We start from the raw sequence: 22843 nt of genomic DNA, 5'->3' as shown, positions 1-22843 counted from the left end.
ATGAAACGCTTAATCCAATTCGCTCTGCTGGCGATCGCTCAAGTATTCTTCCTTTCCAGCTCTCTGTTGGCCCAAAACCCTGAACGGACAAAAACTGTCCCAATCGCAAGCGATTCAGCGTATACCAAAATCATACAAGCGTTTCAAGATGGCGGGTATTTTATTTCACAATTGGATCGATCTTCTGGATTCGTTCAGACCAGTGCGTACTTTGAAAACAAGAAGCTGCTTAGCAATAAAGAAGGTGAAAAAATAATCACAAATTTTTTGATAACCTCGTTAAAAAGTGGCGGTTCAAAGATAGTCCTTAATATATTTCTAATAGAACGTCGTAAGGGAGGTAGTTTTGAATCACCAAATTATTATGATCTGGATAAGGGAATTATTCGGGATAATAGAGTTTACCAGCAGATTTGGGACAAAATATTGCCAATTCTATAACACCTCAAACTAAAATAAGGCCCTTTGAACTCAGTTCTACGGGCCCAATAGTGTTAAATAGATTAAATCGAAATCGTCAGTAATGGAATATCCAACCCCGACGCCATCATACGAGTCTTACTTCGATGGGTCAATGAACTCCAAAAACCATACTTATAAGGAATCATAACCAGCAGGTCTGTATTGCTTTCTTTAACTTCGTCACGAATGGCTTTTACCACCTCATTGGAAGTTACATTTTTATAATAATAACTTACAATTCCCATCACATCATTGATGGTTTCCCGTGTCTCTTTTCCTTTTTCCTCATTCAGCTGCTCAACGGTCTTACGAATATTGAGTACCTCCAGTACTGCCCCAAAATCACTCGCAAAATCCTTCACTTTTTCTAAAATTTCCTTTTGCACACCACGAACGACATCACAGGCAAAAAGAATATGCTGAAGCCCCGTAAATTTTGCGCCGAGCGGAATAGAAAGGATCGGTATTTTTAATTTGCTGATAGCTGCAGTCGTCGTATTACCAAGCATATCCTGATCAAAAGAACGTTTAGCCATACCCATCACTAACAAATCGGCTCCCGTCTCTTCGATACATTTGGTCATTTGATCGTAAAATAGACCTGCAGCAAGATATGGAATAGCCAAAACACCGCTCTCAGCGGTAATAGCATCTGCCTTATGTTGTAGAATCTTACTTTGATGTTCAAATATTTTAAACATAGAATCGGGAGAAAGCCGAGCGTTCATCGCATGAATGGAAGGATTTTGAAGGGAAAATAAAACGAGTTCATACTCTTTTCCAGCAAAGACTTCCATAATAAATTTTAAGGCATGCTCTGCCTCCTCAGCGTAATCTGTAGCAACAATAATCCGTTTCATATAATCCAATTTAATTGAATAAAAAATCCCTTTTTATTATTCTCAAGTTACCGAAAAATAATAAATCTATCAAACGGATTATTGTCGAAACAGCGTCAATTTTCTCCCGACATTTCCTATTTTAAATAGCTTGCCTTAACAAAAGGAGCTTTTTTCAAATAATCGATACTTTGCTGTAGACCAGTGTAAATATCATTACGAGTTTCTTCTAACTCAACAAAGATATATTGTAATCCCGCCGCTTTTGAATTGTTAAAAATAGCATCAAACCCCACCATACCGCTTTGACCAATTTCACGATGATCTTTAATATGTAATGCTTTAAATCTACCCGCATATTTATTGAAATAATCCACAGGACTAACATACCCCATTACTGCCCAATATACGTCCATTTCGAAAAATACATACTCTGGATTTGTATGCTCTATCATATAATCGTACATCACTTTATCTTCCACTTTTTTAAATTCGTGTGAGTGGTTGTGATATCCATATACAATTCCCTGCTGGCGGCATTTGGCACCCACCGCATCCAGATAGCGACATTGTGTTTCCAGATCTTTAAGTGTTTTAGGGACCTCCATCCAAGGCGTAACAATGTATTTCATTCCCGCAGCTTTGTGCGTAGCGATACACTCATCCCACCATTTTAAAGATTCCGTAAAGTCGCCAGACGATAGTTCTTTTTCTGACAAAGTCTTCGTAGCGTGTGATGAAATCACCTTCATTCCCGCCTTTTCCACTTTTGCTTTAAACTCCTGTGGACTCAAATTATATAATTTGCCATCTTTATATCCCGCAGCTTCCACTCCAGTATAGCCTAATGCAGCGATTTTTTGCAGAATCTGGTCGAAATTTGGGTTCTTCCCGATTTCTTCCCGTACAGAGTATAACTGTAGACCGATTTCCTTTTTTGCAGCTTTTTGTTGCGCAAATGTTGGAGTAATAGCCAACATCATACATCCAGCTACCAATGTTCCAATAAGAGTTCTTCTTTTCATTTAGTGCTCAATTATTTTTTATAGACTTCATTCAACGCACAATCATCTGTAAACGCAGTGCTCAGAGATTATTTAGGGTGTTGCGTTCAATGTACCTGCAATGTATGTAAATACTGCAAAAAAACACAATGTTTTATCGCCTTTATTTGTTTTAAATGCAAAATAGCCCCTCATAAAGAAGTTTTTATCCAATTAAAATTATAAGCCAACCCCAACAATTTATCGCTCAGCACTGTTCTAGTTATGTAAATTAACATTTTTAATTATGGAAAATAAGTATAATACGCCCGAAAATAGCGACCACAAGCAGGAGGAGAAACTACCGGAAGTGGCCGTAGAAGAAAAGGATGATTTACCAGCTGGCAAAAACATCAAGCGCACACTTATTATCGCGGTATGCCTATTGATCGTATTTTATATCATATATTATTTTATGAGTGAAAAATAATAAACAACTTTCACTACTATACAACTTCCACAGCTTCGACAGAATTTGACGGATTCCTTGAAACTGAAGCTGGGAAATTGTTTTTTTCATACACGGTAGATACCCAGTTGGCTGGACCAACAATTGAACATCGTGATTAAATGCTAGACAACTATCTTAAAGCACCACAACGCACCCGCAGGAGACGACGAGGATGAACCGATAGTTTCTTTTATATGATTAGTTTTTCTATCCCCTAGCGATAAGGTAACAATGTACCATACTCGTTAACATTGGGAAGGTGATGTAAGGTCCATTTATTAATTTAAAGGATTTCTGCTATTACACATTCTTCGATTACGCTAAAATAAATCTCTTTCCCACTTAAAGAAGGCTATTGTAACAAACATAACATTAAAATAAACTAAATACAAATTTTTAATCAAAAAAATAAACGATATTTTGCGCAAATTGTCATTCAATTCGTTATATGACGGACGAAGACAAAGTATTACTTGAAACAATTGGGTTACGCTTTAGAGCAAAACGAAATGATTTATATTACTCATTGCGCGATCTATCCCATATAACGGGCATTTCAACAGGAACACTTAATGGTATTGAAAAGGGTAAAGACCTGACGTTCACAAATTTTTTAACCCTATGCCGCAGTCTCGAAATTCAACCGGCACTCTTTTTTCAGCACGACATTGTATTCAAATCGCCATATTCGCTACCTCCAGAGGCGCGAGAGCGAATCACACTGAGCAAAAAATTAGATAATCTCGTGTATCATTCCGATTTTTTTGACACCGAAAGACGTGTTTCTGATGTATTGATTCAATTGGGAGTTGATAAGAATGAGAGCAACAAGTTTTCTGTTTACTTATCGAACTATTGCGAAGAGGGAGCACTTGTTTACCGACAACATGGAAATTTTAAAACCTACCGTAAAAAGAATTAGAGGAAAGCACTAAACTTCTTTGTTGGAAAGTTCACGAAAACGGTTTGCCCTCCTAAATGTCCCCAAATCATTAAAACGAACTCCATACCGACGTAAGATATCCTGAGCTGCCTTACGACCAATATGCCGTACGTAAAAGGTTTCGTTAACAACAAAATGATGAATGCTGTGGGTCCAGCCGAAAAAGAAACAGAACAATTGCATCGGAAACGTCCACCAAACTGTCAGTACCTGTGTCTGCTCCATGACATTGCCTGCCTCAACATCACCAAAGTAATGCATATTTGATGTAATAAAATGTAAACAAAATTGACGTAATAAGTTTGGTAAAAGAATAACATAAACTAACCCATGAAAACTTATTAACATGTTATCAACATACTGTGGAAAACTCAAATCTAACCTGAACAATGCATTCAACCAGACCATTAGCAGATCTGCGAAATAGAAATATAAAACCACATGTGCAAAAATCGTTACGGGAACAATGCTCAAAAACATAATTCTTTTTAGTTTTGAACAAGTCTCCAATTTTAGATTTCCATTTTTTACTTCCTCATCCATATCGCTAAACATCCGATGAAGGCGAAAGAGTCCTCCCAATACAACATCAGGTGTTGTCAACAGACGTTTAATTGACCAACGTTCACCATTTGTCACACTACGCTCTTCAACATCGTGCAACGTACCAGAAAATTTATGGTGATGATGGTGCAAGGTTCTGCGAATCCAAGGATTGACAGTCAGTGGCCTTAAAATCCAAACACTAAAAAGCATAAAATGATGAATACCTCTTTGTTTTTTAAAATATAGCCAGTGGATTAGATCATGCTCTATCTCGTGTAATACGCCCATAAAAAATGCATTGCTAACAATCATTAACCAAGTCGGTACAACTGCGCGGTACCAACCCATCGATACAAGCAGAATCGCTAGGATTGCGATAGCAAATATGAGCAGCCCAATGCTGTTCTGACGTTTTAATATGGGGTATATTCCTTTAAGCTCCTGATAAGACTGATTTATTTCTCTCCTGATCTGGCTCGACTTTTCCTGATGTGTCAATTCGATGTGATTTTTTTGGTAAAAATAGGGATTTTTTTGTGTAATTCTCCTATACTAAGCTTTATGAATGCTTCCACAAAAGATTTCCGCAAAGAATATTTCCACACGCTGTAACATAATGAGCTGATCGGCTACTAATAAATTAAATCAACATATAAGCATACACAGTCATGGAAAAGAAATCAATTTATAACTGGAAAAATAATTTATTCGGAACAAAGTCTACCCTCTATTGTAATGATGCTGTGATCGGTAGCCTCGAATCTATTGATTGGAATCTAGATGCGCATGTTTCTATCCATAAAGACAAGTATCGCTTCATAAATAAAGGGCTTTTTAATCCATACACAGAGATTCGAAATCAAAACAATGAGCTGATCGGTGATATTGAATACAATTCTTGGAAGAGTAAAGCTACCATTAGCCTGATCAATAAAAAATACACATGGAGCCCTAAAAATAGGTGGATGACCACATGGCAAATTGAAGATGAGCTAGGAAAAGTTGTAGAAATCAAGCCCTCTTCGCTATCTAATGGCGGCAAAATAGAAAGCTGCGAAAACAGCGAATTGATCTTATCTATAAGTTTATATCTACAAAAGCGTACTACAGTGATGTTTTCTATGGTCGCCTTAATTCCACTATTGACCTTAATACTTATTTAACGTAGCAGCCAACTTCTAATACATATCAATTCAAGCAGATCTTTCATCGGGTCTGCTTTTTTTGTGCAATCTAAGCATTATAAACTATATCACTTAATTACAATAAGATAACACCATTTTAATACTGAATTTATGTAAACACCTTAAGTTCGTATTAACGATGTAATTTACAATCAATGGTTTCAACAGCTACATCAATTTCGGACATGAAGCCAATCGTCTTTATATCTAGTAGGCATTTGGTTACCCCCTCAGCAATCCTCAACACATATCCATGTACAAGCCCTACCACTTTCTCTATTCAGTTCGGCAAGCGCATACCTTGCCGAACATTCTAGTATTCATCAGACCAGAACGCTTCTAAAGTACTTAACTACTGAAAGGATCTGTCTTTTTCTCCGTTTTTACAATTTTAATCAGATGCTCCAGCGCATTTTTCAGACGCTTGGCATCATCTTCTGTTTGGATAGCCCACAAAATTTCATCCGTGCTTGGCGACGACTTGAATCGAATTTGATAACCTGATTTTACCCTGGCAATGACAAGTACATCTGATTTCGCAATATCACTTCGAAAATGCTGGCCACTGGAAAGAAAGACTGTCAGCACTTTCCCATCTACCGTCACCGTATCAATTTTTGTATCCTTATAATGATAAGCAACTTTATACAGCTTGTTAATATAGGCCATCGTTTGCTGTTTATTCAAACCCGCATTTTGGGCTATTGTAGGCATTACAATACTAATCGCCAAAAGAAAGCACAAGAAGAAATTTTTCATTTATCTATTATTTTTTATTCTCGTATTTGCCTCACCATCGACAGCCGGGCCGATTCCTTTACAAATTACCTCTATTCACCAAAACAATCCACCCCATTCATCACCCGAGGAGAATAGCATGTAGCACCAATCGCAGGCGCAAAATACGTTCCTTTTATTTATGGCTTAAAAATATAGATTTTATTCACTTTTTTGCCTATGATCCTCAAAACTAAACAATTTTCAGCAGCAGACTTTCGGTTGTCGCTGCTGAAAATACTTTTGAATAAGCTTATCCTATTTATTCCTTCGATCTCGATAAGTCCCGCGCATTTTCAGCCATATGGATAAATTCAGCACGATAACCTTCCTCATCTGTTCCTTTGGAAGCTTTTGCACGCACGATCAGCTGGTCAAAATCGGCCTTTTGCTTAAAATCAGAATCACGAAGTAGTAAACCAAGTTCCGCTACCGCAGTTGCAAAACGTAAATCTTCACTCACATTGTTCAACTCCGTTACCGCAGTTCCTACCACCTTTTGCTGCAACTTACTTTTCTCCCCTTCAGGCTCCTTATACCGAAATTTAACTGTTGCCAGTTCAGCATTTCTCCTTCCAGTTGCCGGATTTGCATGCTGCTGATATTTTAATGGATCTACCGTTCCGACCATTCCCGACTCAACACCGACAGGTACAATTTCATACAAGGCTGTCACCATGTGGCCTACGCCCATATCGCCGCCCATCTTTTGATCATTATTGAAATCCTCGGCCTCCAGCATACGATTTTCGTACCCTACTAAGCGATAGGCTTGCACGTACCTTGGATTGAATTCGACCTGAATCTTTACATCTTTAGCAACAGTAAACAACGTTCCGCCAAATTCAGTCACCATCGCCTTTCGTGCTTCCGAAATATTATCGATATAAGCGTAATTTCCATGACCTTTGTCCGCAAGGATTTCCATCTTACCATCCTTAAGATTCCCCATGCCATAACCGAGTACCGTAAGGAAAATGCCCGATTTACTTTCTTTCGCAATCAATTCTTCCATCGATTCGTCACTGTGCTCTCCAACATTGAAATCACCGTCACTGGCCAAAATAATCCGGTTGTTTCCACCTTTGATAAATTGTTGCTTGGCAATTTCGTAAGCCTTCTTAATTCCCGCTGCACCAGCGGTACTTCCGCCTGCTTCCAGCTCTTCAATAGCTGATTTTATTTTCATCTTTTCGTCTCCAGGCGTACTTTCCAATTTTACCCCTGCCGATCCGGCATAAGTCACAATAGCCACATGGTCTATGTCACGAAGCTGATCAACCAACATCTTCAACGAAGCTTTTACTAAAGGCAGACGGCCCGGCCCCATCATCGATCCAGAAACATCAATCAAAAACACCAGATTGGAAGCTTTAAGCTTTGCCGTAGGCATATCTTTCGCTTTTAACGTTACACGCATAAGTTGATGCGCAGTATTCCAGGGTGCCTTCGTCAATTCAGTGACAATATTTACAGGCTCACCATTATTAGGACCAGATACCTCATACTGAAAATAATTGATCATCTCTTCAACGCGTACCGCATCTTTTTCAGGCAAACTTCCCGAATTGATAAAACGACGTACATTACTATAAGAGGCGGCATCAACATCCGCCGCAAACGTTGATAAAGGTTCTTTAAGCGGATTGATAAACTTATTTTCCTTTACCTTCCGATAAGATTCCTGGTTTTGATTAGGCATGTATGCCGTCCCTCTGATATACAAACTTGACACTTGTCCCGACAAAGCTGAATTAACATGCATCATCGGTGCCGTCTGGCGCTTCACTTTGCGCTCATATCCGGTCACCACAACTTCATCCAGTGTATTGTTTTGCTGAACCAACGCCACATCAACCTTTGACCGATGGTTGACCGCGATCCGTTGCTCGAGATATCCGATATAACTAAAAATCAAGGTATTTTTAGCATCCTGGACCTGGATGCGATAATTTCCTTTATCATCCGTCAGACGCTGCTCTTTGGTTACGGCATTGCTTACCTGCACCCCAGCAAGAGCAATTCCTGTATATGCATCGACCACCTTACCGCTGACTTCATATCCCTGCTTGGCGTATCCACCGAAGGATAGCAACAAGCCTATCACAAAAAGTATTGTTCTCATAGCATTCATTTTTTTGCCAAGGGATGCACGAAATATTAAATTTCCATAAACCAGAAAAAAAAAATACTTTTAGACTATATAATGTCCGCATTCAAGTCGTCAAAAATAGATACACCACAAGACCACGAGCTCTTGTTGCGCTATCAGGAGTCTATGGATCTCCAGGTATTAGGCGATCTATACCAGCGACATACCGAAATGGTATATTATGTTTGCTTAAGGTATCTCCAAGATTCCGAATTGAGTAAAGATGCGGTCATGAATATCTTTGAGGAATTAATATATAAAGTCAACAAGCAGGAAATCAAAGATTTTCCAAGATGGCTCTATGTATTAAGCAAAAATCATTGTCTGATGTATTTGAGGTCTCAAAAAAACAAATCTCAAGTTTCTTTGGATGAATTTGTGAAATTTCCGGGAGACCTGCATCAGTATGAACAATATGATGAAAAAGAAGAGCAGTTAACGGCCATGGAAGGCTGTCTGGACAAATTGCCAGAAAAACAGCAACAGTCGGTCAGACTTTTCTTTTTAGAGGAAAAATGTTACAAAGAGATCAGTGAATCTACCGGTTATAGCTTGAACGAAGTAAAGAGTTATATCCAAAATGGGAAACGGAATTTAAAAAATTGCATGGAGGCTTGGAATGAGCAACAGTAATTACGACATAGCATACTTAAAGAAATACGTCAACGGTGAACTATCTCCTACGGAGATGTACGCGCTTGAGCGTGAGGCACAGCGTGACCCCATGTTGGCGGATATGCTGATGGGTATAGAGATGGATCAAAATAAAACCGTAATTGCAGCAATCAATCAGCAGATTAGCCAACGTGCAAAAAGGGATAAGGTTGCTAAAATTAAAATATTGGACTGGAAAAGACTAGCCATCGCCGCCTCTACAGTAATCGTTTTGGGAATAGGTCTTGTACTTTTCTGGCAGCAGGAAAAAAATAGATCTGAGACAAAACGTACTGCTGACGTAAACGTTACTCAGGATAAGCCAGAAACAACGGTTATGGGAGAGGATTCTACCACGGCCACGGATGATATCAAGTCAAATATCGAACCGCAAGATCGTTCGCCACAATTGGCAGATAACAACAGCCCCCGTTTTCGTGAACAACATCCACAAGAGGAGGTCACGATTTTATCGCGCGAACCCTCCCTACGTGTAAAATCACTGGAAGAAATGGAAGGACGTCTTAATAGTGATCGCCCTGTATTTGGATTAAGACCTCAAGACAGTGCGACCGTGATTAGCTATACACCGATGGCAAAGAAAAAAGAGGCCTCTCAAACGATGATGATGCGAGGAAACTCAAGTTTAAACAGTACACTTACTGGCAAAGCTGCGGGGATTTCGTCAGTACAACAAGGCGGTATACCCCTTCAACTCACCGTTCGCGACAAAGAAACGGGCTTACCTCTTTCTGGGGTCACCATCATTCAACCCAATAGTAAATTGGCAACCAACACTGACGCGCAGGGACAGGCGACCATCCAACCAAGCTCGGTGGATTCACTCGTCGACATCGTGGCCCTAGGTTACAATACCGTCGCAGTGAATATGCGCCGCAGTAAAAATACCACAATCAGATTGCAGCCCTCCAACAATTCGCTGGATGAAGTTGTCGTCACCACGATGTCTTCACGCAAATCAAAAAGTGCTGAACCTGTATGGGGCTGGAGATCATTCAACAATTATATCAAGAAAAAAACAGCCAAAAGCCGTTATGAAGGCACCGTACGCATAAGCTTCTATATTGATAAGGGTGGATTTCCAACGAATATCAGTATTCTCCAAAGTGCAAACGAGTACCTTGATGCCAAAGCCAAGGAAATTATACTCTCAGGTCCCAAATGGAATGGAGAAGATTACCGATATGTTACATTAACCTTCGAATTCACGCTGTAAATACGTAGAACTTATTTCCTAAATACAAAAACAGTCTAAACTGATCAATGCATTAATTTTTACACCAAATTAATTAACAAAGTGATTTTGATTTAAAATTATTTCCTACTTTAGCGCTATAATTATTAACCATACAGTCATTTTTTATGAAAAGTTTTTTAACTGGCCTGCTCGTGCTTAGCTGTTTATACGTACAAGCACAAGATTTTTCATTCGGTAAAATAAAAAAGGAAGATTTTGCCATTACTATGGACAAAATAGATACGGCCGCAAATGCCTTTGTCTTACGTGAATATGGCTCTGCAGAAGTCAACTACAACAAGAATAAGGGTCTTGTTGTTGAGTTTTTCAAACATGTACGCATTAAAATCTTAAACAAGGAAGCCTATAATTATGCAAACTTCAGCATTCCATTATACAAAAGTGGAAATGAACGGGAAGTTCTTATGGACATTAAGGGATCATCCTATCATCTTGTTGGTGACAAAATTGTAGAAACAGAGATGACCAAAGCAAATATATTTTACGAAAACTCCTCAGAAAACTATGCAATAACGAAAGCAGCTATTCCACAGGTTCAAGAAGGTACAATTATTGAATACCGCTATCGTACGGAGTCTCCATTCATCTTTAACCTAAATTCTTGGGAATTTCAGGAAGATCTTCCGAAACTTTATAGTCAATACGTTACTCGCATTCCCGAAATCTGTCATTACAAAGCCAATCTAAAAGGCGGGCTGGCCGTCAGTAACAGAAAAGTAGAAAATTACAATACAGGTCTATATTCTGAAGTTGGGGAAATCTTAGGAAGTAAAACCATCTATACCATGGAAAATATTCCAGCTTTCCATGCCGAAGATTATATGACTTCTTCCAAAAACTTTAGATCAATTATTTTCTTCGAACTCGGCAGATACAGTGTTCCAATGGGAACAACAAAAGACTTCTCGCTCACTTGGGAAAATGTCAGAGATAAACTGGTACAAAGTGAAAGCTTTGGTGGGCAGGCAAAGCGAAAAGGTGCATTGAAAGATTTTATCGACCCTATATTACAAAATGCACAAGATGACCTAGAAAAAGCGGCACGATTGTATTCCTATTTTCAAAAACAAATAAAATGGAACAATCAACATTCAATTTATGCAAAAAACATTAAAGAAGCCATTGAAAAGAGAACAGGCAATAGTGCGGATATCAACCTCGGACTTGTCAATGCTTTACGATACGCGAAACTAGAGGCCAATCCTGTGATCTTATCTACACGCGACAATGGATATGCCGGACTTTATGCCCCCGCAATATCAGAGTTCAACCATGTGATTGCACAAGTAAAAATAGGTGAAAATTACTACCTGCTGGATGCCACCTCTCCATATGAAATGTTTGGAAATATTCCGATGAAATGTGTCAACTACCAGGGAAGATCGATTCCCCTTGAAGGTGAATCCGACTGGGTAAAACTCGATGCAAACCTTCCTTCCACCTACAGCAACTTTTTCTACGGCGAACTATCTGAAAATGGTGAACTAACAGGAAAATGGATAACATCACGGAATGGTTATGGTGCGTCCAAAATGCGAGAGCGTCTTCAAGGAAGCAATTCTGAAGAAGAATTCTATGAAAAAATAGACGAAGAAAACAATCGCATCAAAATCAACAGTTTTAAAGTATCTAATCGGGAGTCACTTGATAAACCATTAACTGAGGAGTTTGAAATTGAGATTAAAAATTTTGCAACCTTGCAAAATGATCAACTTCTATTCAATCCTTATATTGATACCAAAATGTCTAAAAATCCTTTCAATCTAACAGAGAGAAATTACCCAATTGACTTTGGTTCTTTAATCCAAGAAGAAAGTTATATGGAAATAAAACTGCCAAAAGGGTATTCCTACTCCATAGCAGATAAGTTAAAAAACATCAGTATGGCTCTTCCAGAACGCGCCGCAAGATATATCTTCAAAATCAACAATGCGGCCCCCGATGTTTTAGTGATCGAATCTGCTACCCAATTAAACAAACCTTTGTTTATGCCTGAAGAATACTTTGATTTAAAAGAGTTTTTCAGCAGAATTATCCAGGCAGAAAAATTGGATATCGTGCTCAAAAAAATATAATAAACCTTAACAAAAACTTCATTTTATATTGATGATAAGCTTAAATAAGCGTGATAAATTTGAATATCAAAATAAAATAAAATGATTAAAGATTCAGATTTATTCGAACTAGAACGTACCTTCCTTGGAGAAGGCTTCGAATTGGATGGTGATGATATTATCACCGATGAAGACTAGGTCTTCACTTTTTAAGCAAGTATTATTCCCCTTATATAATCTCAAAGCCCAGACATTCTTTGCTGGGCTTTTTCTTTACATCCTCAAAATGACTGCCGAGTAAGCAAACGCGAATTTCGTGCTTATCCAGACTGGAGTATACCAGCTAAAAGGCCATCAAAAGTAAACATTGGCTGCACACATTTTTTGTAAATTTCATGAGTTAGTGTCCATCAAGTCTCCATAGGCCGACCTTAACAAATAAATTGCATCCGACATACGCTGCTCATCTAAATGAGCAAAACCCAATCGCAATGCAGTAACCATCCTATTTTGATATAGACAATTGCTTGGGATTAATAATCCCCTGCCTCGTGCCTTTTCCTGTAAAACAGTCAACGAAAAAACAGATTTGAACTGTACCCAAAAAGCCAGTCCAGCCTCCGGAACTGTGAAAGTAACTTCATCTTCAAAATAACGCCGCAACAACACTCCAAACAACTCTTTGCGCTCTGCAATAACTTTCTGAAATTTACGCTGATAACGAAAGATATCACCCTGATGGATAATTTCACCCAATGTTTTCTCAATCATAAAATTCGGCTTCCCGAAGATATTCTGATATTTTTTACCTTCATCTAGCAGATCCTGAGGCGCGATCAAAAAATTCATTTGGAAACCTGGGGCAAAGAAACTTCCGAAAGCACCGGTATAAATCACCCGGTTGCCTGCATTTTTCCGAAAAAGCGATTCCCCTTTTGTTTTAAAAAAGGATGACTCGAAATCTACATCATCCTCAATAATGATAAAATCGTACTGCTCGGCCAGTTGTAACAATTGAATTTTCCGTTTTTCGGAAAGGTTAACCGTCGTTGGATACTGACATCTGGAGTTGAGATAAACACATCTGATCTCGCCGGGCTTAAATTGATCGCCGATCCTATCTATAATCATACCATCCGCATCTACCGGAACGGTTTTCAGTTTGGCTCCTGCTTGACTAAGTATCATATTGGGAAGAAAATAACTTAAATTCTCCACCAGCACAACGTCGTCACGCCGAATTAATAATCGGGATAAAATGGAAAAGATTTGCTCACGGCTGGCAATTGGCAACAAGAAGTTCCGGGAAAGATGAAATCCCCTAGTCAAGTTCAAATAATAACTTAACTGATCCCTAAAAAACAAATTCCCCTCCGTAGTGGTTGGAAAGTCATCACTTTTCTTTTTGCGTTTAACCATTGATGCGTAAAAACGTACCAGTTCCTCAGCACTAATAATACTGTAATCTGGTGTGCCATCCGTAAAATAATACTTCTCTGAAGCTTCTAACTTAGGCATATCTAATATCAGCTCCCTTCGGAAAGAATAAGGTGCAAAACTAGGTGGCTGCCTAAAGGCACCAATGGTCGATATCGAAGCGTCGATACGTTCGGGATTTTTCACAAAAGTACCTCGATTGGGTACAATGTCCACCCAGCCCTGCTCCTGCAATTCAGCAAATGCGGCTACGATAGTTTTTCGGTGCACTTTCAATTCATCTGCAATCTTTCGGCTCCCAGGCAACAAATCTCCATCCTCTAAAAGATTCCGTTTAACTGCATTGATAAACTGATACACGATCTGTAGATAGACAGCGTCATCCTTGCGACGGTCAATCTTAATAATAGAATGAAAAGCTATACCAACCGGACTACTCATTATGTTTATTTCGGACGATCAAAGTTAAAATTTAATCTATAATCTTTGTAACCATGATAAAAAAACATCTTTAAATAGGATGTCGCAACATGATTAAAGGAATTAGACCCGATTTTATAACAAAACTTATGGATAACATGGAATCAAAACGAAAATGGACGCAAGAAGAAGTTGTCGCACTATACAACAAACCGTTGATGGAGCTTCTATATGAAGCTGCAACAACACATAGAAAATATCATGACCCCAATAAAGTGCAGGTATCCACATTGATTTCAATAAAAACAGGTGGATGTCCCGAAGACTGCGCTTACTGTCCCCAAGCCGCACGTTACCATACACATGTTAAGGCAGAGAGCTTGATGAGCGTTGATCAGGTCAAACAGCAAGCCTTGGCTGCCAAGGCTCGTGGTAGTTCACGGATCTGCATGGGAGCCGCCTGGCGCAATGTGAAGGATGGTCATGAGTTTGACCGTGTACTTGATATGGTTCGTACCCTAAACAAACTTGACATGGAAGTCTGTTGTACGCTCGGAATGTTGACCGAAAACCAGGCACAACGTTTGTCTGAAGCTGGATTGTATGCCTACAACCACAATCTCGATTCTTCTGCCGATTACTATCAAGAAATTATCTCGACCAGAAGTTACGATGATCGCTTAAAAACGATCGAAAATGTCCGCAAAACAAATATCACAGTCTGTAGTGGCGGCATCATTGGAATGGGCGAAACTATTGCAGATCGTGCCAAAATGTTGATTACGCTGGCTTCACTCATTCCGCAGCCCGAATCGGTGCCGGTCAATGCATTAGTGCCTGTAATGGGTACACCAATGGAGACAATGGAAACCGCATCCATCTGGGAAATGGTACGCATGGTTGCTACGGCGCGGATTTTACTGCCCAAAACCCAAGTCCGCCTATCGGCAGGGCGCACCTATATGAGTAAGGAGGGACAAGCTTTGTGCTTTTTCGCAGGAGCCAATTCGATTTTCTCGGGCGATAAACTACTCACCACACCCAATCCCGAAGGAAACGAAGACCTCGACCTATTTAAAGCATTAGGTCTGGTTACACAGCAGCCGTTTGAGAAAAAAAATCAGCCCGAAACCATCGCAAAAGAAATGGCAATTTATCACGATCTTGGAGAAAGACCCAAATGGTCAAGACCCAAACATACAGTTCTCCGCAACATCGCTAAGCAGCAGAAGAAAGAATAATTTATGCTAATAAGGGATCAGTTGTACTTTCTGTCCCTGTTTCCAAGCGCCCGGCGAGCTGAATAATTGGATTATTGTTTCCATTAAGCTTTATTGCAATATCATACCAATTACCTTGTTTTTCAATATCCAGGATCAATATAACTTCCTCGGCCGGGGCGATTTCTTTTGTTGTGGCATATTTTTTATAGTTGAGGGTTTCAACAGCTATGGTTACGCGCTGGCCACTATTGTTCTTTAGTTTCAGCTGTAATTTTCCTGTAGCTGCCTGAGTCAGGGCCTTAAGCTCCGGAGATACCGCGGCTTGTATTGCTGCTGTCCCCTTCTCCCCGGAAAATTTACGATAAAAACCATTTGGTCCATGTAGTTCGAAAGCATAACGATCTCCTTCAAACTTTGCTAGGTCCCATTGGTATTCCAAACGATCACCGGCCTTCACCGCAAAATTCCAGTTACGATAGGTTTCGCTTTGTCCTTGGTCATCACGATAGGCCAGCGGGCTATACACATTGAAAGCCGTGCCGGCAGTTCTTTTTCCAAAAAGCTTGGTATCTACAGTCATTGCCAGATGAAACTGTCCTTCCCGCACATAGCCCACCGCATCGTGTGCATAAGGTAACTGCAGTGATCTTCGAATCCCCCGCTCCTGTACTCGGTCAAATGCTGGAATCCAGCCCCTTCTCTTCGCAAGTTCAGGATCATTGACTTCTACAAAAGCTCGCGGATTATCCTTAAATTGTGCCTTATAGATCGTTTCAATGTGTTGATTGCGGTCTAGGAAAGTGATCTGTTCTTTTTGCTCTGTAAAAGGTGTAAAGGCAGCAGTCAAATTACCACAGATCGTTCGACGCCATGCACTGATATTTTTCAAATATATATTCTTGTTCAACTTTTTATTAAAGAAGTATTCCAAAAACTGCAAGGTAGAGGTATGATCAAATACCTGAGAACACACCTTACCACCCCTCGACCAAGGCGAAACAATATACATGGGCACACGAAAACCTAAGCCCACAGCTCCTTCACGCGCTTGCTTTTTAGGAATCCCTTGCTTAAGCTCATTTTCTAAACGGACCATTTCCACCTCCGTATCAATACCAGCAGAGCATGCCCCAGTGTCTTTTTTAGTCAAATCAGGAACAACAAATGGCTTTACATGATCATAATAACCATCGTTTTCATCATAAGTAATGATAAAAATTGTTTTTTTCCAGATTTCAGGTTTTTTCGTTAAAATTTCCAAAACTTCTGATACATACCAAGCTCCGTACCAGGGGGCACTCGGATGATCCGAAAAATTCTGCGGACCAGCCAGCCAGGATACGGCTGGCAATCTACCGGTATCAACATCCTTCCTGAATTGATAAAGAACATCCCCTTTAGGAACTTCCAGCGTACCCTTTTTTCCTTTCCACTTCAAATGCAAGGTATCAAGCGACCTGTAATTAGTGTCGCCCTTGTTTACCGTAAAAGCTCTTTCATTCAATGATTTAGAAAAATCACTTAACGTTTTATAATTGTCCGGATTATATGCTTTGAGTTCCTTCTCGGCTCGCTCCAATACCTCGCTTTTTTTACGGATATCAGCACGGATTTTTTCGGCTTGTTCCTCAGAGCCAGCAGACTTTTCTTCCAAGTTCGAAATCTGCACCGGTAAATCCCGTACCTGTTTTTCCAGATTTCTGATATAGTTTTCTTTAAATTTAACGTGATAAGCCTGAAAGAACTCTAGTAAATTACATCCAAAATTTGACAACCATGCCCTTTCTTTCCCTGCAAATCCTCCGCCGCAACTTGTCTCATTTTGATAAAAACGCCAGGCAACTCCATTCTTTTCAAGCAATTCCGGAAAAGTTTCCCAGGTCATTTTAGCGTATGCAAAATCGTCGTTCCTAATATTTGCCTTTTGCAAGCCCTCTTTCATTTCTGTAATCTTCCCTGTCCAAAAAAAGGAACGGTTCGGCGTGGTGCTCGTCATCCCTGAACAGAAGTTCTGATCACACACTGTAAATGCATCCGCCAATGCGTAATGAAAAGGTAGATCCTCACGAGTAAAATACCCCAATGTTAAGGGCATACCTGCATATTCCTTATTACCCGACTGCTTGGACAACAGCCACTGATCGTAGCGTCCATGGTTAAAGGCATCCACTTGGCTTGCCCTACTGTGCGGAAGAGAACCCATCCACGTCACTTTACTCTCTGTTAGATTTAACCGAAAGGGTGCATAAATCTTTCCCTTTTTATCCGTTTGATACCATACGGGCAAATCGTTTGGTAAGCGGATTGACCGTGGATCATTGAAACCACGCACTCCTGAAAGGCTACCCAAAGTATGATCAAAAGATCGGTTTTCCTGCATTAGGATAACAATATGCTCGGCATCCAAGAAATTACTTCCTGGAACAGGATCTATTGCAAAGGCTTTCTGTATCGATGTTGGCATAAAGCCGGCAATTCCTGCTGCTCCTGAAAATAATAGGGTTTTCCTTAGGAACTCTCTTCTGCTTTCCATAACGCTTATTAATAATTTCGATTTGAATCTACTTAGATTTCTTTTGCTTTCATATCTCTTCGTGTAAATGTTACGTTACTAAATTAATTCCATTGAAAATATCTCCTTTATGGGATGTCAAAAATTTGTTTAATTTTACGAAAGACAACAGCTATACGTATGGTAGATATTTTGCTACTCGAAGACGACAAAGTGCTTTCTAAGGAAATCCGATCGTTCTTGTTAAACCAGGGCTTTTCTTGTGATCAAGCCTTCGACGGGATTGAGTTTCTGGCCAAAACGCACCAAAAGAAATATGATTTTTATTTACTGGACATTAATGTCCCTAAAATAAACGGATTGGAAATTTGTCAAAAGATAAGAAGTCATGATGCCCTTATACCTATTATCATCCTTTCGGCCTACGATGATATAGACGATAAAAAAGAGGCTTTTCTGCGGGCTGCCGATGACTATCTCGTAAAGCCTTTCATTTTAGATGAGTTAGTGATGCGCATCCATTCCTTATTGCGCAGACAACAGTACAGCGAAAACGACGATTCAAAGACCTTAATAATAGATGATCTGATTATTTATCCGGCGGATGCGCGTGTACTGCGGGCCAACGAAGAGATTAATCTTACTCAAAAGGAATTTCAGTTGCTGCTTATTTTAGCACAGGCAAAGGGGCGTACATTATCCAAACAGCATATTTCGGAGGAAGTCTGGCAAAATCAGTTTCAAACTACGCAGAATACAATCGAAGTTTACATCAACTTTTTACGCAAGAAAATCGATAAGAACTTTGAGAATAAACTGATTCATACGAGACCCGGATTTGGGTATTACTTATCCGCCAACAAATGAATTTAAAGAAGAAAATTGCCATTAGTTTCAGCGTCGCATTCTCCATTCTTTTCGGCATTGCGATGTTGATCATCTATTACGCAAGTTTCGACTTTCGCAAAGATCAATTCCGCCAGCGACTTATTGATAAACTGGATAATATATCGCACTATATTGCCAGCAATCCCTATTTCAACAGACAGTCCTATAAAAACTATTTCCAAGATGATGAAGACGGTCTCTTTTATGAAGACGTAGTTATTCTTGACAAAAACAAACAACTGGTATTCAGCACGATAAAAGATCAGACTATCACCTGGAATACATCGATTATCAACCGGCTTAACCAGGAAAAACAGATTTTCTACAACCAGGACCAATATGAAACACTAGCCAAATATTACCTCATCAATGGCACTCCGTATTATATTATTGTAAAAGCCAAGGACTATTCTGGAAATGAAAAAATGGACCATCTAGCCCTTGTACTATCCATATTGTTTGTATTGAGCGCTGTATTGGTTTGGATATTCAGCTATAATCTGATTCAACGCCTACTGATTCCACTTGATAAATTAAAAGATAATATCACACAGATTAATGCCAGCAAACTGACCAGCCCAGTCCAATATAATGGGCATACCGACGAGATTGCAGTGCTAACGCGGGCATTTAACACCATGCTATTGCGGCTTTCTACTGCTTTTGAATCCCAGAAAGAGTTCAATTCCAGCGCATCTCACGAGTTGAGAACGCCCCTTGCCCGCATGTCCTTTCAGCTTGAAAACCTGTACCATCAGAATCAGCTGAATGAAGAAGTAAGGCAGGTATTACGTAATATATCCAAGGAAACCTTGCATCTTTCGGAGGTGACGGATTCGCTGATGCTACTTTCAAAATTCGACTCCGAGAATTTGAAAATGGCTTATAAGGAAGAGCGAATCGATGAAATTATCTTTATGGCCTATGAAAAAGTAGTTAAGGTATTTCCCGACCTACAGCTGGATTTTTCAATTGGCGGCATCGAAGATCCCAAACTCTGTGTTTTCTGTTCCTTACAATTGATTGAAATTGTTTTTGTAAACTTATTTAAAAATGCCGCGCTCTACTCCGATACCAGAGAGGTAAAAGTAATGATTTTGGAATCAGTCTCGGAACTCAAGGTGCTCGTTAGTAATACTGGCCCCGCCCTAAGTACTATCGACCAAAAACGAATTTTTGATGCATTCAGCCGCGGTGAAAATGCAAGTGAAACAACTGGATCAGGATTGGGACTTCGTATTGTGCAACGTATTATGAAGTCGCATCAGGCAACAATAGAATATCAAGCAAATCCAAAACAATCTACACATACTTTTGTATTACTATTTAAATTGTTTCACAAACAGAAATAATTGTCGCAAAAATAGCTTCAAATTACAGCCAAGCGATTAAGCAAGAACCAAATATATCTGTTAAACCCATTTATTAGGGATTTATTACACCTATTCACTAGGGATCTATCTATTGGAATAACATGCTTTTTTAAGCTTTTTTTAAGCATTTATTAAGGGGTCTTTAATACTTGACCAGTTATTTTGTTACATAAGTTTTGAAACACATGACAAAAAGACCTTTCCTATTTTTATTACTTTTAAATAGTATGGCTTTTGCGCAGCAAAGACCACCGCAAAAAGATTATGTGCGTATTGATGAAAGTACAATTATAAAAAAGCAAGGCGATATCGCCGGACAGCAGATGACGCTTCGAGAATGCGAAGCAGCATTTGTAAAGAGTAATCTCTCTCTACTCGCCCAACAATATGACATCAATCAGGCCGAGGCAGACGTCATACAAGCTAGAATATGGGATCTGCCACAGCTGGAAATGAATGTTAACGCCTATGATCCGCAGAACAAAAAGGTATTCCATGTCGGTCCTTCTAAAGAAGCGAGTATATCCCAATTGATCTATCTTGGTGGAAAAAAGAAAAATCAAGTAGAATTCGCCAAATCAAATGTCGAACTTGCCAAGCTACAATTCAGTCAATTGCTGGCAAGTCTTCGCGCGCAGTTACGTACAACTTTCTATTCCCTTTACTTTGAACAGCATAAATTGGCGGATATCAAAATTCAGCTTGACTACCTAAATAATCTACTGACTGCATACAAAGAACAAGGCAAGAAAGGAAACGTATCATTAAAAGATCAAGTTCGCCTTCAAACGATGGCTATCGATCTCAATAATGAAAAAACAAATGCGATTAACAATAGCATTAGCTTACAACAACAAATCCGTGTACTCATCTCCAGCCAGGAAGACGTACTACCGAAATTAACAGATCAAGAAGCAGATCAGGAACTTGCCATAAAACCAACAATGCCTTTGGACAAAATCTACCAATTGGCCCTGGAAAACAATGCTGATTATCAATTTGCATTAAAAACCTCGGAAAGCGCACAATTATTTACAACATGGCAACAATCGTTAAATACGCCTGATATCAATCTTGGTCTTGCCTATAGTCAAAACTCAGGTGCTTTTCGCAATGAAATCAACTTAACGGCAGCAATTCCACTCCCGCTATGGAAACAAAATAAAGGAAATGTTATCAAAGCAAAATACGCCGAAGAAGAAGCAAAGAAAAATATTGAAGTCCAACGGCAGCAGCTCGAATCACAGATACGTTCCAATTACCTGTCCTGGGAAAACCAATACAATCAGTATTTTACCATTACACCTGACGACCTCCACGACATCGCAGTCGTCTATGATGGCGTATTCAACAATTTCAGAAAAGGTAACATTTCTCTCGTGGAATTCACTGATTTTATGGATAGTTACCGCATATCCATGCTCAAGCTATATGATATGAAAAAGGAAATTATTCTCAATGCCGAACAATTAAACTACCTGGCGCAAACTTCTATATTCAATTCAACTCATGTCCAATAAACAACTTCTCATAGCCACAGTGGCAGTAGTGCTACTCTACTCTTGCAAAAATCATAAAGAAACGGATAATACCGCGGTCGGCAAAGGTTTCGAAATGAGTGAGACGATGCTAAAATCGACCAGTTTTGCAACGGTTAAAAAAGAAAATGTGAGCGAAGAACTCAATTTCTTTGGTAAAATATCTGCTGATCAGAACAATTACATCGATATCTTCCCACTGGTTGGCGGTAATGTGGTATCCGTGAATGTTTCCTTGGGCGATTATGTACACAGAGGTCAGGTATTGGCCACAATCAGAAGTACAGAAGTCGCAGGGATACAAAAAGATCTTTCGGATGCCAAAACCGATGTATTGCTCGCTGAAAAAAACTACCGTGTGGCTGAAGACATGTATACAGGTAAACTGAGTACGGATAAGGACATGCTAGAAGCAAAAGGACAGCTAACGAAAGCCAAAGAGCAGCTCCGCCGCTCAGAAGCCGTCAGTCAGATCTATAATGTCCGACGCGGTAATATATATTCGGTGGTATCACCAATCGATGGATACGTCGTACAAAAAAATATCAACAAGGACATGCAACTGCGAAGTGACCGAAGCGACAACATCTTCGATGTGGCCAATACAAAAGATGTATGGGCCATTCTGAATGTCAACGAAACAGATATTGAAAAGATTAGTATGGGCATGCCAGCTGTTGTGTCAACGCTGAGTTACCCGGACAAAAAATTTCAAGGTAGTATCGACAAAATTTTTAAGATTATCGACCCGCAGACCAACGCTATGCAGGCACGTGTGGTACTCGACAATAAAGACGGACTACTTATTCCAGATAGTAAGGCAACAATTAAAGTAGCACACCGATCCAACACACAAGCGTTAGCTGTTCCTTCGGACGCAGTCATTTTTGATCAAAACAAATATTTCGTATTGGTTTACAAATCTCAAAATGATATCAAGATTCGTGAAATCCTGCCGATTAAGCAAAATGAAGAAACAACCTATATGACTACGGGACTAAGGGAAGGAGATAAAGTTGTTGTAAACAATAAACTTTTGATCTATAGAGCACTGAATAATTAATCCGT

General features: G+C 39.5%; 19 protein-coding genes. 12 read left to right on the top strand and 7 right to left on the bottom strand.

The window, feature by feature from the left end:
• Window positions 1-441, top strand: a complete 441-nt coding sequence (locus J2X77_RS22665; RefSeq protein ID WP_310082632.1) for a hypothetical protein — start codon at window positions 1-3, stop codon at window positions 439-441.
• Window positions 442-503: 62 nt separating this feature from the next.
• Here the strand turns inward: J2X77_RS22665 and J2X77_RS22660 are convergent, their stop codons facing one another.
• Together J2X77_RS22660 and J2X77_RS22655 are read right to left on the bottom strand one after the other, a co-directional pair.
• Window positions 504-1322, bottom strand: coding sequence for a universal stress protein (locus tag J2X77_RS22660; RefSeq protein ID WP_310082630.1), 819 nt, complete (start codon window positions 1320-1322; stop codon window positions 504-506).
• 116 nt (window positions 1323-1438) lie between these two features.
• Window positions 1439-2326, bottom strand: coding sequence for a sugar phosphate isomerase/epimerase (locus tag J2X77_RS22655; RefSeq protein ID WP_310082628.1), 888 nt, complete (start codon window positions 2324-2326; stop codon window positions 1439-1441).
• Between the two features lie 265 nt (window positions 2327-2591).
• Here J2X77_RS22655 and J2X77_RS22650 point away from each other — a divergent pair, with 265 nt between their 5' ends.
• Complete coding sequence (locus J2X77_RS22650; protein ID WP_310082626.1) at window positions 2592-2774, top strand: hypothetical protein; 183 nt, start codon at window positions 2592-2594, stop codon at window positions 2772-2774.
• Between the two features lie 469 nt (window positions 2775-3243).
• Complete coding sequence (locus J2X77_RS22645) at window positions 3244-3717, top strand: helix-turn-helix domain-containing protein (RefSeq protein ID WP_293882311.1); 474 nt, start codon at window positions 3244-3246, stop codon at window positions 3715-3717.
• A 9-nt stretch (window positions 3718-3726) separates the two neighbouring features.
• Here the strand turns inward: J2X77_RS22645 and J2X77_RS22640 are convergent, their stop codons facing one another.
• Window positions 3727-4782 (bottom strand): fatty acid desaturase, encoded by a 1056-nt coding sequence (locus J2X77_RS22640; RefSeq protein ID WP_310082624.1) that lies wholly within the window; start codon window positions 4780-4782, stop codon window positions 3727-3729.
• A gap of 170 nt (window positions 4783-4952) precedes the next feature.
• On the opposite strand from J2X77_RS22640, the gene J2X77_RS22635 reads away from it, so the two are divergent.
• A complete protein-coding gene (locus tag J2X77_RS22635) occupies window positions 4953-5447 on the top strand; it encodes a hypothetical protein (RefSeq protein ID WP_310082622.1) in 495 nt (164 codons plus the stop codon).
• Between the two features lie 369 nt (window positions 5448-5816).
• Here J2X77_RS22635 and J2X77_RS22630 read toward each other — a convergent pair whose 3' ends face one another.
• Together J2X77_RS22630 and J2X77_RS22625 are read right to left on the bottom strand one after the other, a co-directional pair.
• Window positions 5817-6227 (bottom strand): hypothetical protein, encoded by a 411-nt coding sequence (locus tag J2X77_RS22630; protein ID WP_310082620.1) that lies wholly within the window; start codon window positions 6225-6227, stop codon window positions 5817-5819.
• Between the two features lie 280 nt (window positions 6228-6507).
• Window positions 6508-8370: a von Willebrand factor type A domain-containing protein gene (locus J2X77_RS22625; RefSeq protein WP_310082618.1), complete on the bottom strand. Its 1863-nt coding sequence runs from the start codon at window positions 8368-8370 to the stop codon at window positions 6508-6510.
• Between the two features lie 81 nt (window positions 8371-8451).
• On the opposite strand from J2X77_RS22625, the gene J2X77_RS22620 reads away from it, so the two are divergent.
• From J2X77_RS22620 to J2X77_RS22610, 3 genes are all read left to right on the top strand, one after another.
• Window positions 8452-9030: a sigma-70 family RNA polymerase sigma factor gene (locus J2X77_RS22620; protein ID WP_310082616.1), complete on the top strand. Its 579-nt coding sequence runs from the start codon at window positions 8452-8454 to the stop codon at window positions 9028-9030.
• A complete protein-coding gene (locus tag J2X77_RS22615) occupies window positions 9017-10288 on the top strand; it encodes a TonB family protein (protein WP_310082614.1) in 1272 nt (423 codons plus the stop codon). Before J2X77_RS22620 ends, J2X77_RS22615 begins: the two co-directional genes overlap by 14 nt.
• 146 nt (window positions 10289-10434) lie before the next feature.
• Window positions 10435-12405, top strand: coding sequence for a transglutaminase domain-containing protein (locus J2X77_RS22610; RefSeq protein WP_310082612.1), 1971 nt, complete (start codon window positions 10435-10437; stop codon window positions 12403-12405).
• 372 nt (window positions 12406-12777) lie between these two features.
• Here the strand turns inward: J2X77_RS22610 and J2X77_RS22605 are convergent, their stop codons facing one another.
• Window positions 12778-14262, bottom strand: a complete 1485-nt coding sequence (locus J2X77_RS22605; RefSeq protein ID WP_310082611.1) for a PLP-dependent aminotransferase family protein — start codon at window positions 14260-14262, stop codon at window positions 12778-12780.
• A gap of 128 nt (window positions 14263-14390) precedes the next feature.
• Between J2X77_RS22605 and bioB the strand changes: the two genes are divergently transcribed.
• On the top strand, window positions 14391-15482 hold the full coding sequence (bioB, locus tag J2X77_RS22600; RefSeq protein WP_310082640.1) for a biotin synthase BioB: 1092 nt from the start codon (window positions 14391-14393) through the stop codon (window positions 15480-15482).
• 1 nt (window position 15483) lies between these two features.
• Here bioB and J2X77_RS22595 read toward each other — a convergent pair whose 3' ends face one another.
• Complete coding sequence (locus J2X77_RS22595) at window positions 15484-17997, bottom strand: phosphocholine-specific phospholipase C (protein WP_310082609.1); 2514 nt, start codon at window positions 17995-17997, stop codon at window positions 15484-15486.
• Window positions 17998-18156: 159 nt separating this feature from the next.
• On the opposite strand from J2X77_RS22595, the gene J2X77_RS22590 reads away from it, so the two are divergent.
• From J2X77_RS22590 to J2X77_RS22575, 4 genes are all read left to right on the top strand, one after another.
• Window positions 18157-18843, top strand: coding sequence for a response regulator transcription factor (locus J2X77_RS22590; RefSeq protein ID WP_310082607.1), 687 nt, complete (start codon window positions 18157-18159; stop codon window positions 18841-18843).
• Entirely contained in the window at window positions 18840-20216 is a 1377-nt protein-coding gene (locus J2X77_RS22585; RefSeq protein ID WP_310082605.1) for a HAMP domain-containing sensor histidine kinase, read from the top strand. The genes J2X77_RS22590 and J2X77_RS22585 overlap by 4 nt, the downstream gene beginning before the upstream one ends.
• Before the next feature lie 206 nt (window positions 20217-20422).
• On the top strand, window positions 20423-21757 hold the full coding sequence (locus J2X77_RS22580) for a TolC family protein (RefSeq protein ID WP_310082603.1): 1335 nt from the start codon (window positions 20423-20425) through the stop codon (window positions 21755-21757).
• The gene (locus tag J2X77_RS22575; protein ID WP_209578940.1) at window positions 21747-22838 is read left to right on the top strand and encodes an efflux RND transporter periplasmic adaptor subunit; all 1092 of its coding nucleotides are present in this window, start codon (window positions 21747-21749) and stop codon (window positions 22836-22838) included. The genes J2X77_RS22580 and J2X77_RS22575 overlap by 11 nt, the downstream gene beginning before the upstream one ends.
• Window positions 22839-22843 lie beyond the last annotated feature (5 nt).

It is taken from the genome of Sphingobacterium sp. 2149 (assembly GCF_031455655.1).
GTDB lineage: Bacteria > Bacteroidota > Bacteroidia > Sphingobacteriales > Sphingobacteriaceae > Sphingobacterium.
This window is presented reverse-complemented; position numbering and strand designations above follow the sequence as displayed.

Coding starts and splice junctions, on each gene's coding strand:
- J2X77_RS22620 (WP_310082616.1), top strand. CDS start 8,452: ATGTCCGCATTCAAGTCGTCAAAAATAGATACACCACAAGACCACGAG.
- J2X77_RS22660 (WP_310082630.1), bottom strand. CDS start 1,322: ATGAAACGGATTATTGTTGCTACAGATTACGCTGAGGAGGCAGAGCAT.
- J2X77_RS22615 (WP_310082614.1), top strand. CDS start 9,017: ATGAGCAACAGTAATTACGACATAGCATACTTAAAGAAATACGTCAAC.
- J2X77_RS22605 (WP_310082611.1), bottom strand. CDS start 14,262: ATGAGTAGTCCGGTTGGTATAGCTTTTCATTCTATTATTAAGATTGAC.
- J2X77_RS22575 (WP_209578940.1), top strand. CDS start 21,747: ATGTCCAATAAACAACTTCTCATAGCCACAGTGGCAGTAGTGCTACTC.
- J2X77_RS22655 (WP_310082628.1), bottom strand. CDS start 2,326: ATGAAAAGAAGAACTCTTATTGGAACATTGGTAGCTGGATGTATGATG.
- J2X77_RS22580 (WP_310082603.1), top strand. CDS start 20,423: ATGACAAAAAGACCTTTCCTATTTTTATTACTTTTAAATAGTATGGCT.
- J2X77_RS22645 (WP_293882311.1), top strand. CDS start 3,244: ATGACGGACGAAGACAAAGTATTACTTGAAACAATTGGGTTACGCTTT.
- J2X77_RS22635 (WP_310082622.1), top strand. CDS start 4,953: ATGGAAAAGAAATCAATTTATAACTGGAAAAATAATTTATTCGGAACA.
- J2X77_RS22650 (WP_310082626.1), top strand. CDS start 2,592: ATGGAAAATAAGTATAATACGCCCGAAAATAGCGACCACAAGCAGGAG.
- J2X77_RS22595 (WP_310082609.1), bottom strand. CDS start 17,997: ATGGAAAGCAGAAGAGAGTTCCTAAGGAAAACCCTATTATTTTCAGGA.
- J2X77_RS22630 (WP_310082620.1), bottom strand. CDS start 6,227: ATGAAAAATTTCTTCTTGTGCTTTCTTTTGGCGATTAGTATTGTAATG.
- J2X77_RS22585 (WP_310082605.1), top strand. CDS start 18,840: ATGAATTTAAAGAAGAAAATTGCCATTAGTTTCAGCGTCGCATTCTCC.
- bioB (WP_310082640.1), top strand. CDS start 14,391: ATGGATAACATGGAATCAAAACGAAAATGGACGCAAGAAGAAGTTGTC.
- J2X77_RS22625 (WP_310082618.1), bottom strand. CDS start 8,370: ATGAGAACAATACTTTTTGTGATAGGCTTGTTGCTATCCTTCGGTGGA.
- J2X77_RS22665 (WP_310082632.1), top strand. CDS start 1: ATGAAACGCTTAATCCAATTCGCTCTGCTGGCGATCGCTCAAGTATTC.
- J2X77_RS22590 (WP_310082607.1), top strand. CDS start 18,157: ATGGTAGATATTTTGCTACTCGAAGACGACAAAGTGCTTTCTAAGGAA.
- J2X77_RS22610 (WP_310082612.1), top strand. CDS start 10,435: ATGAAAAGTTTTTTAACTGGCCTGCTCGTGCTTAGCTGTTTATACGTA.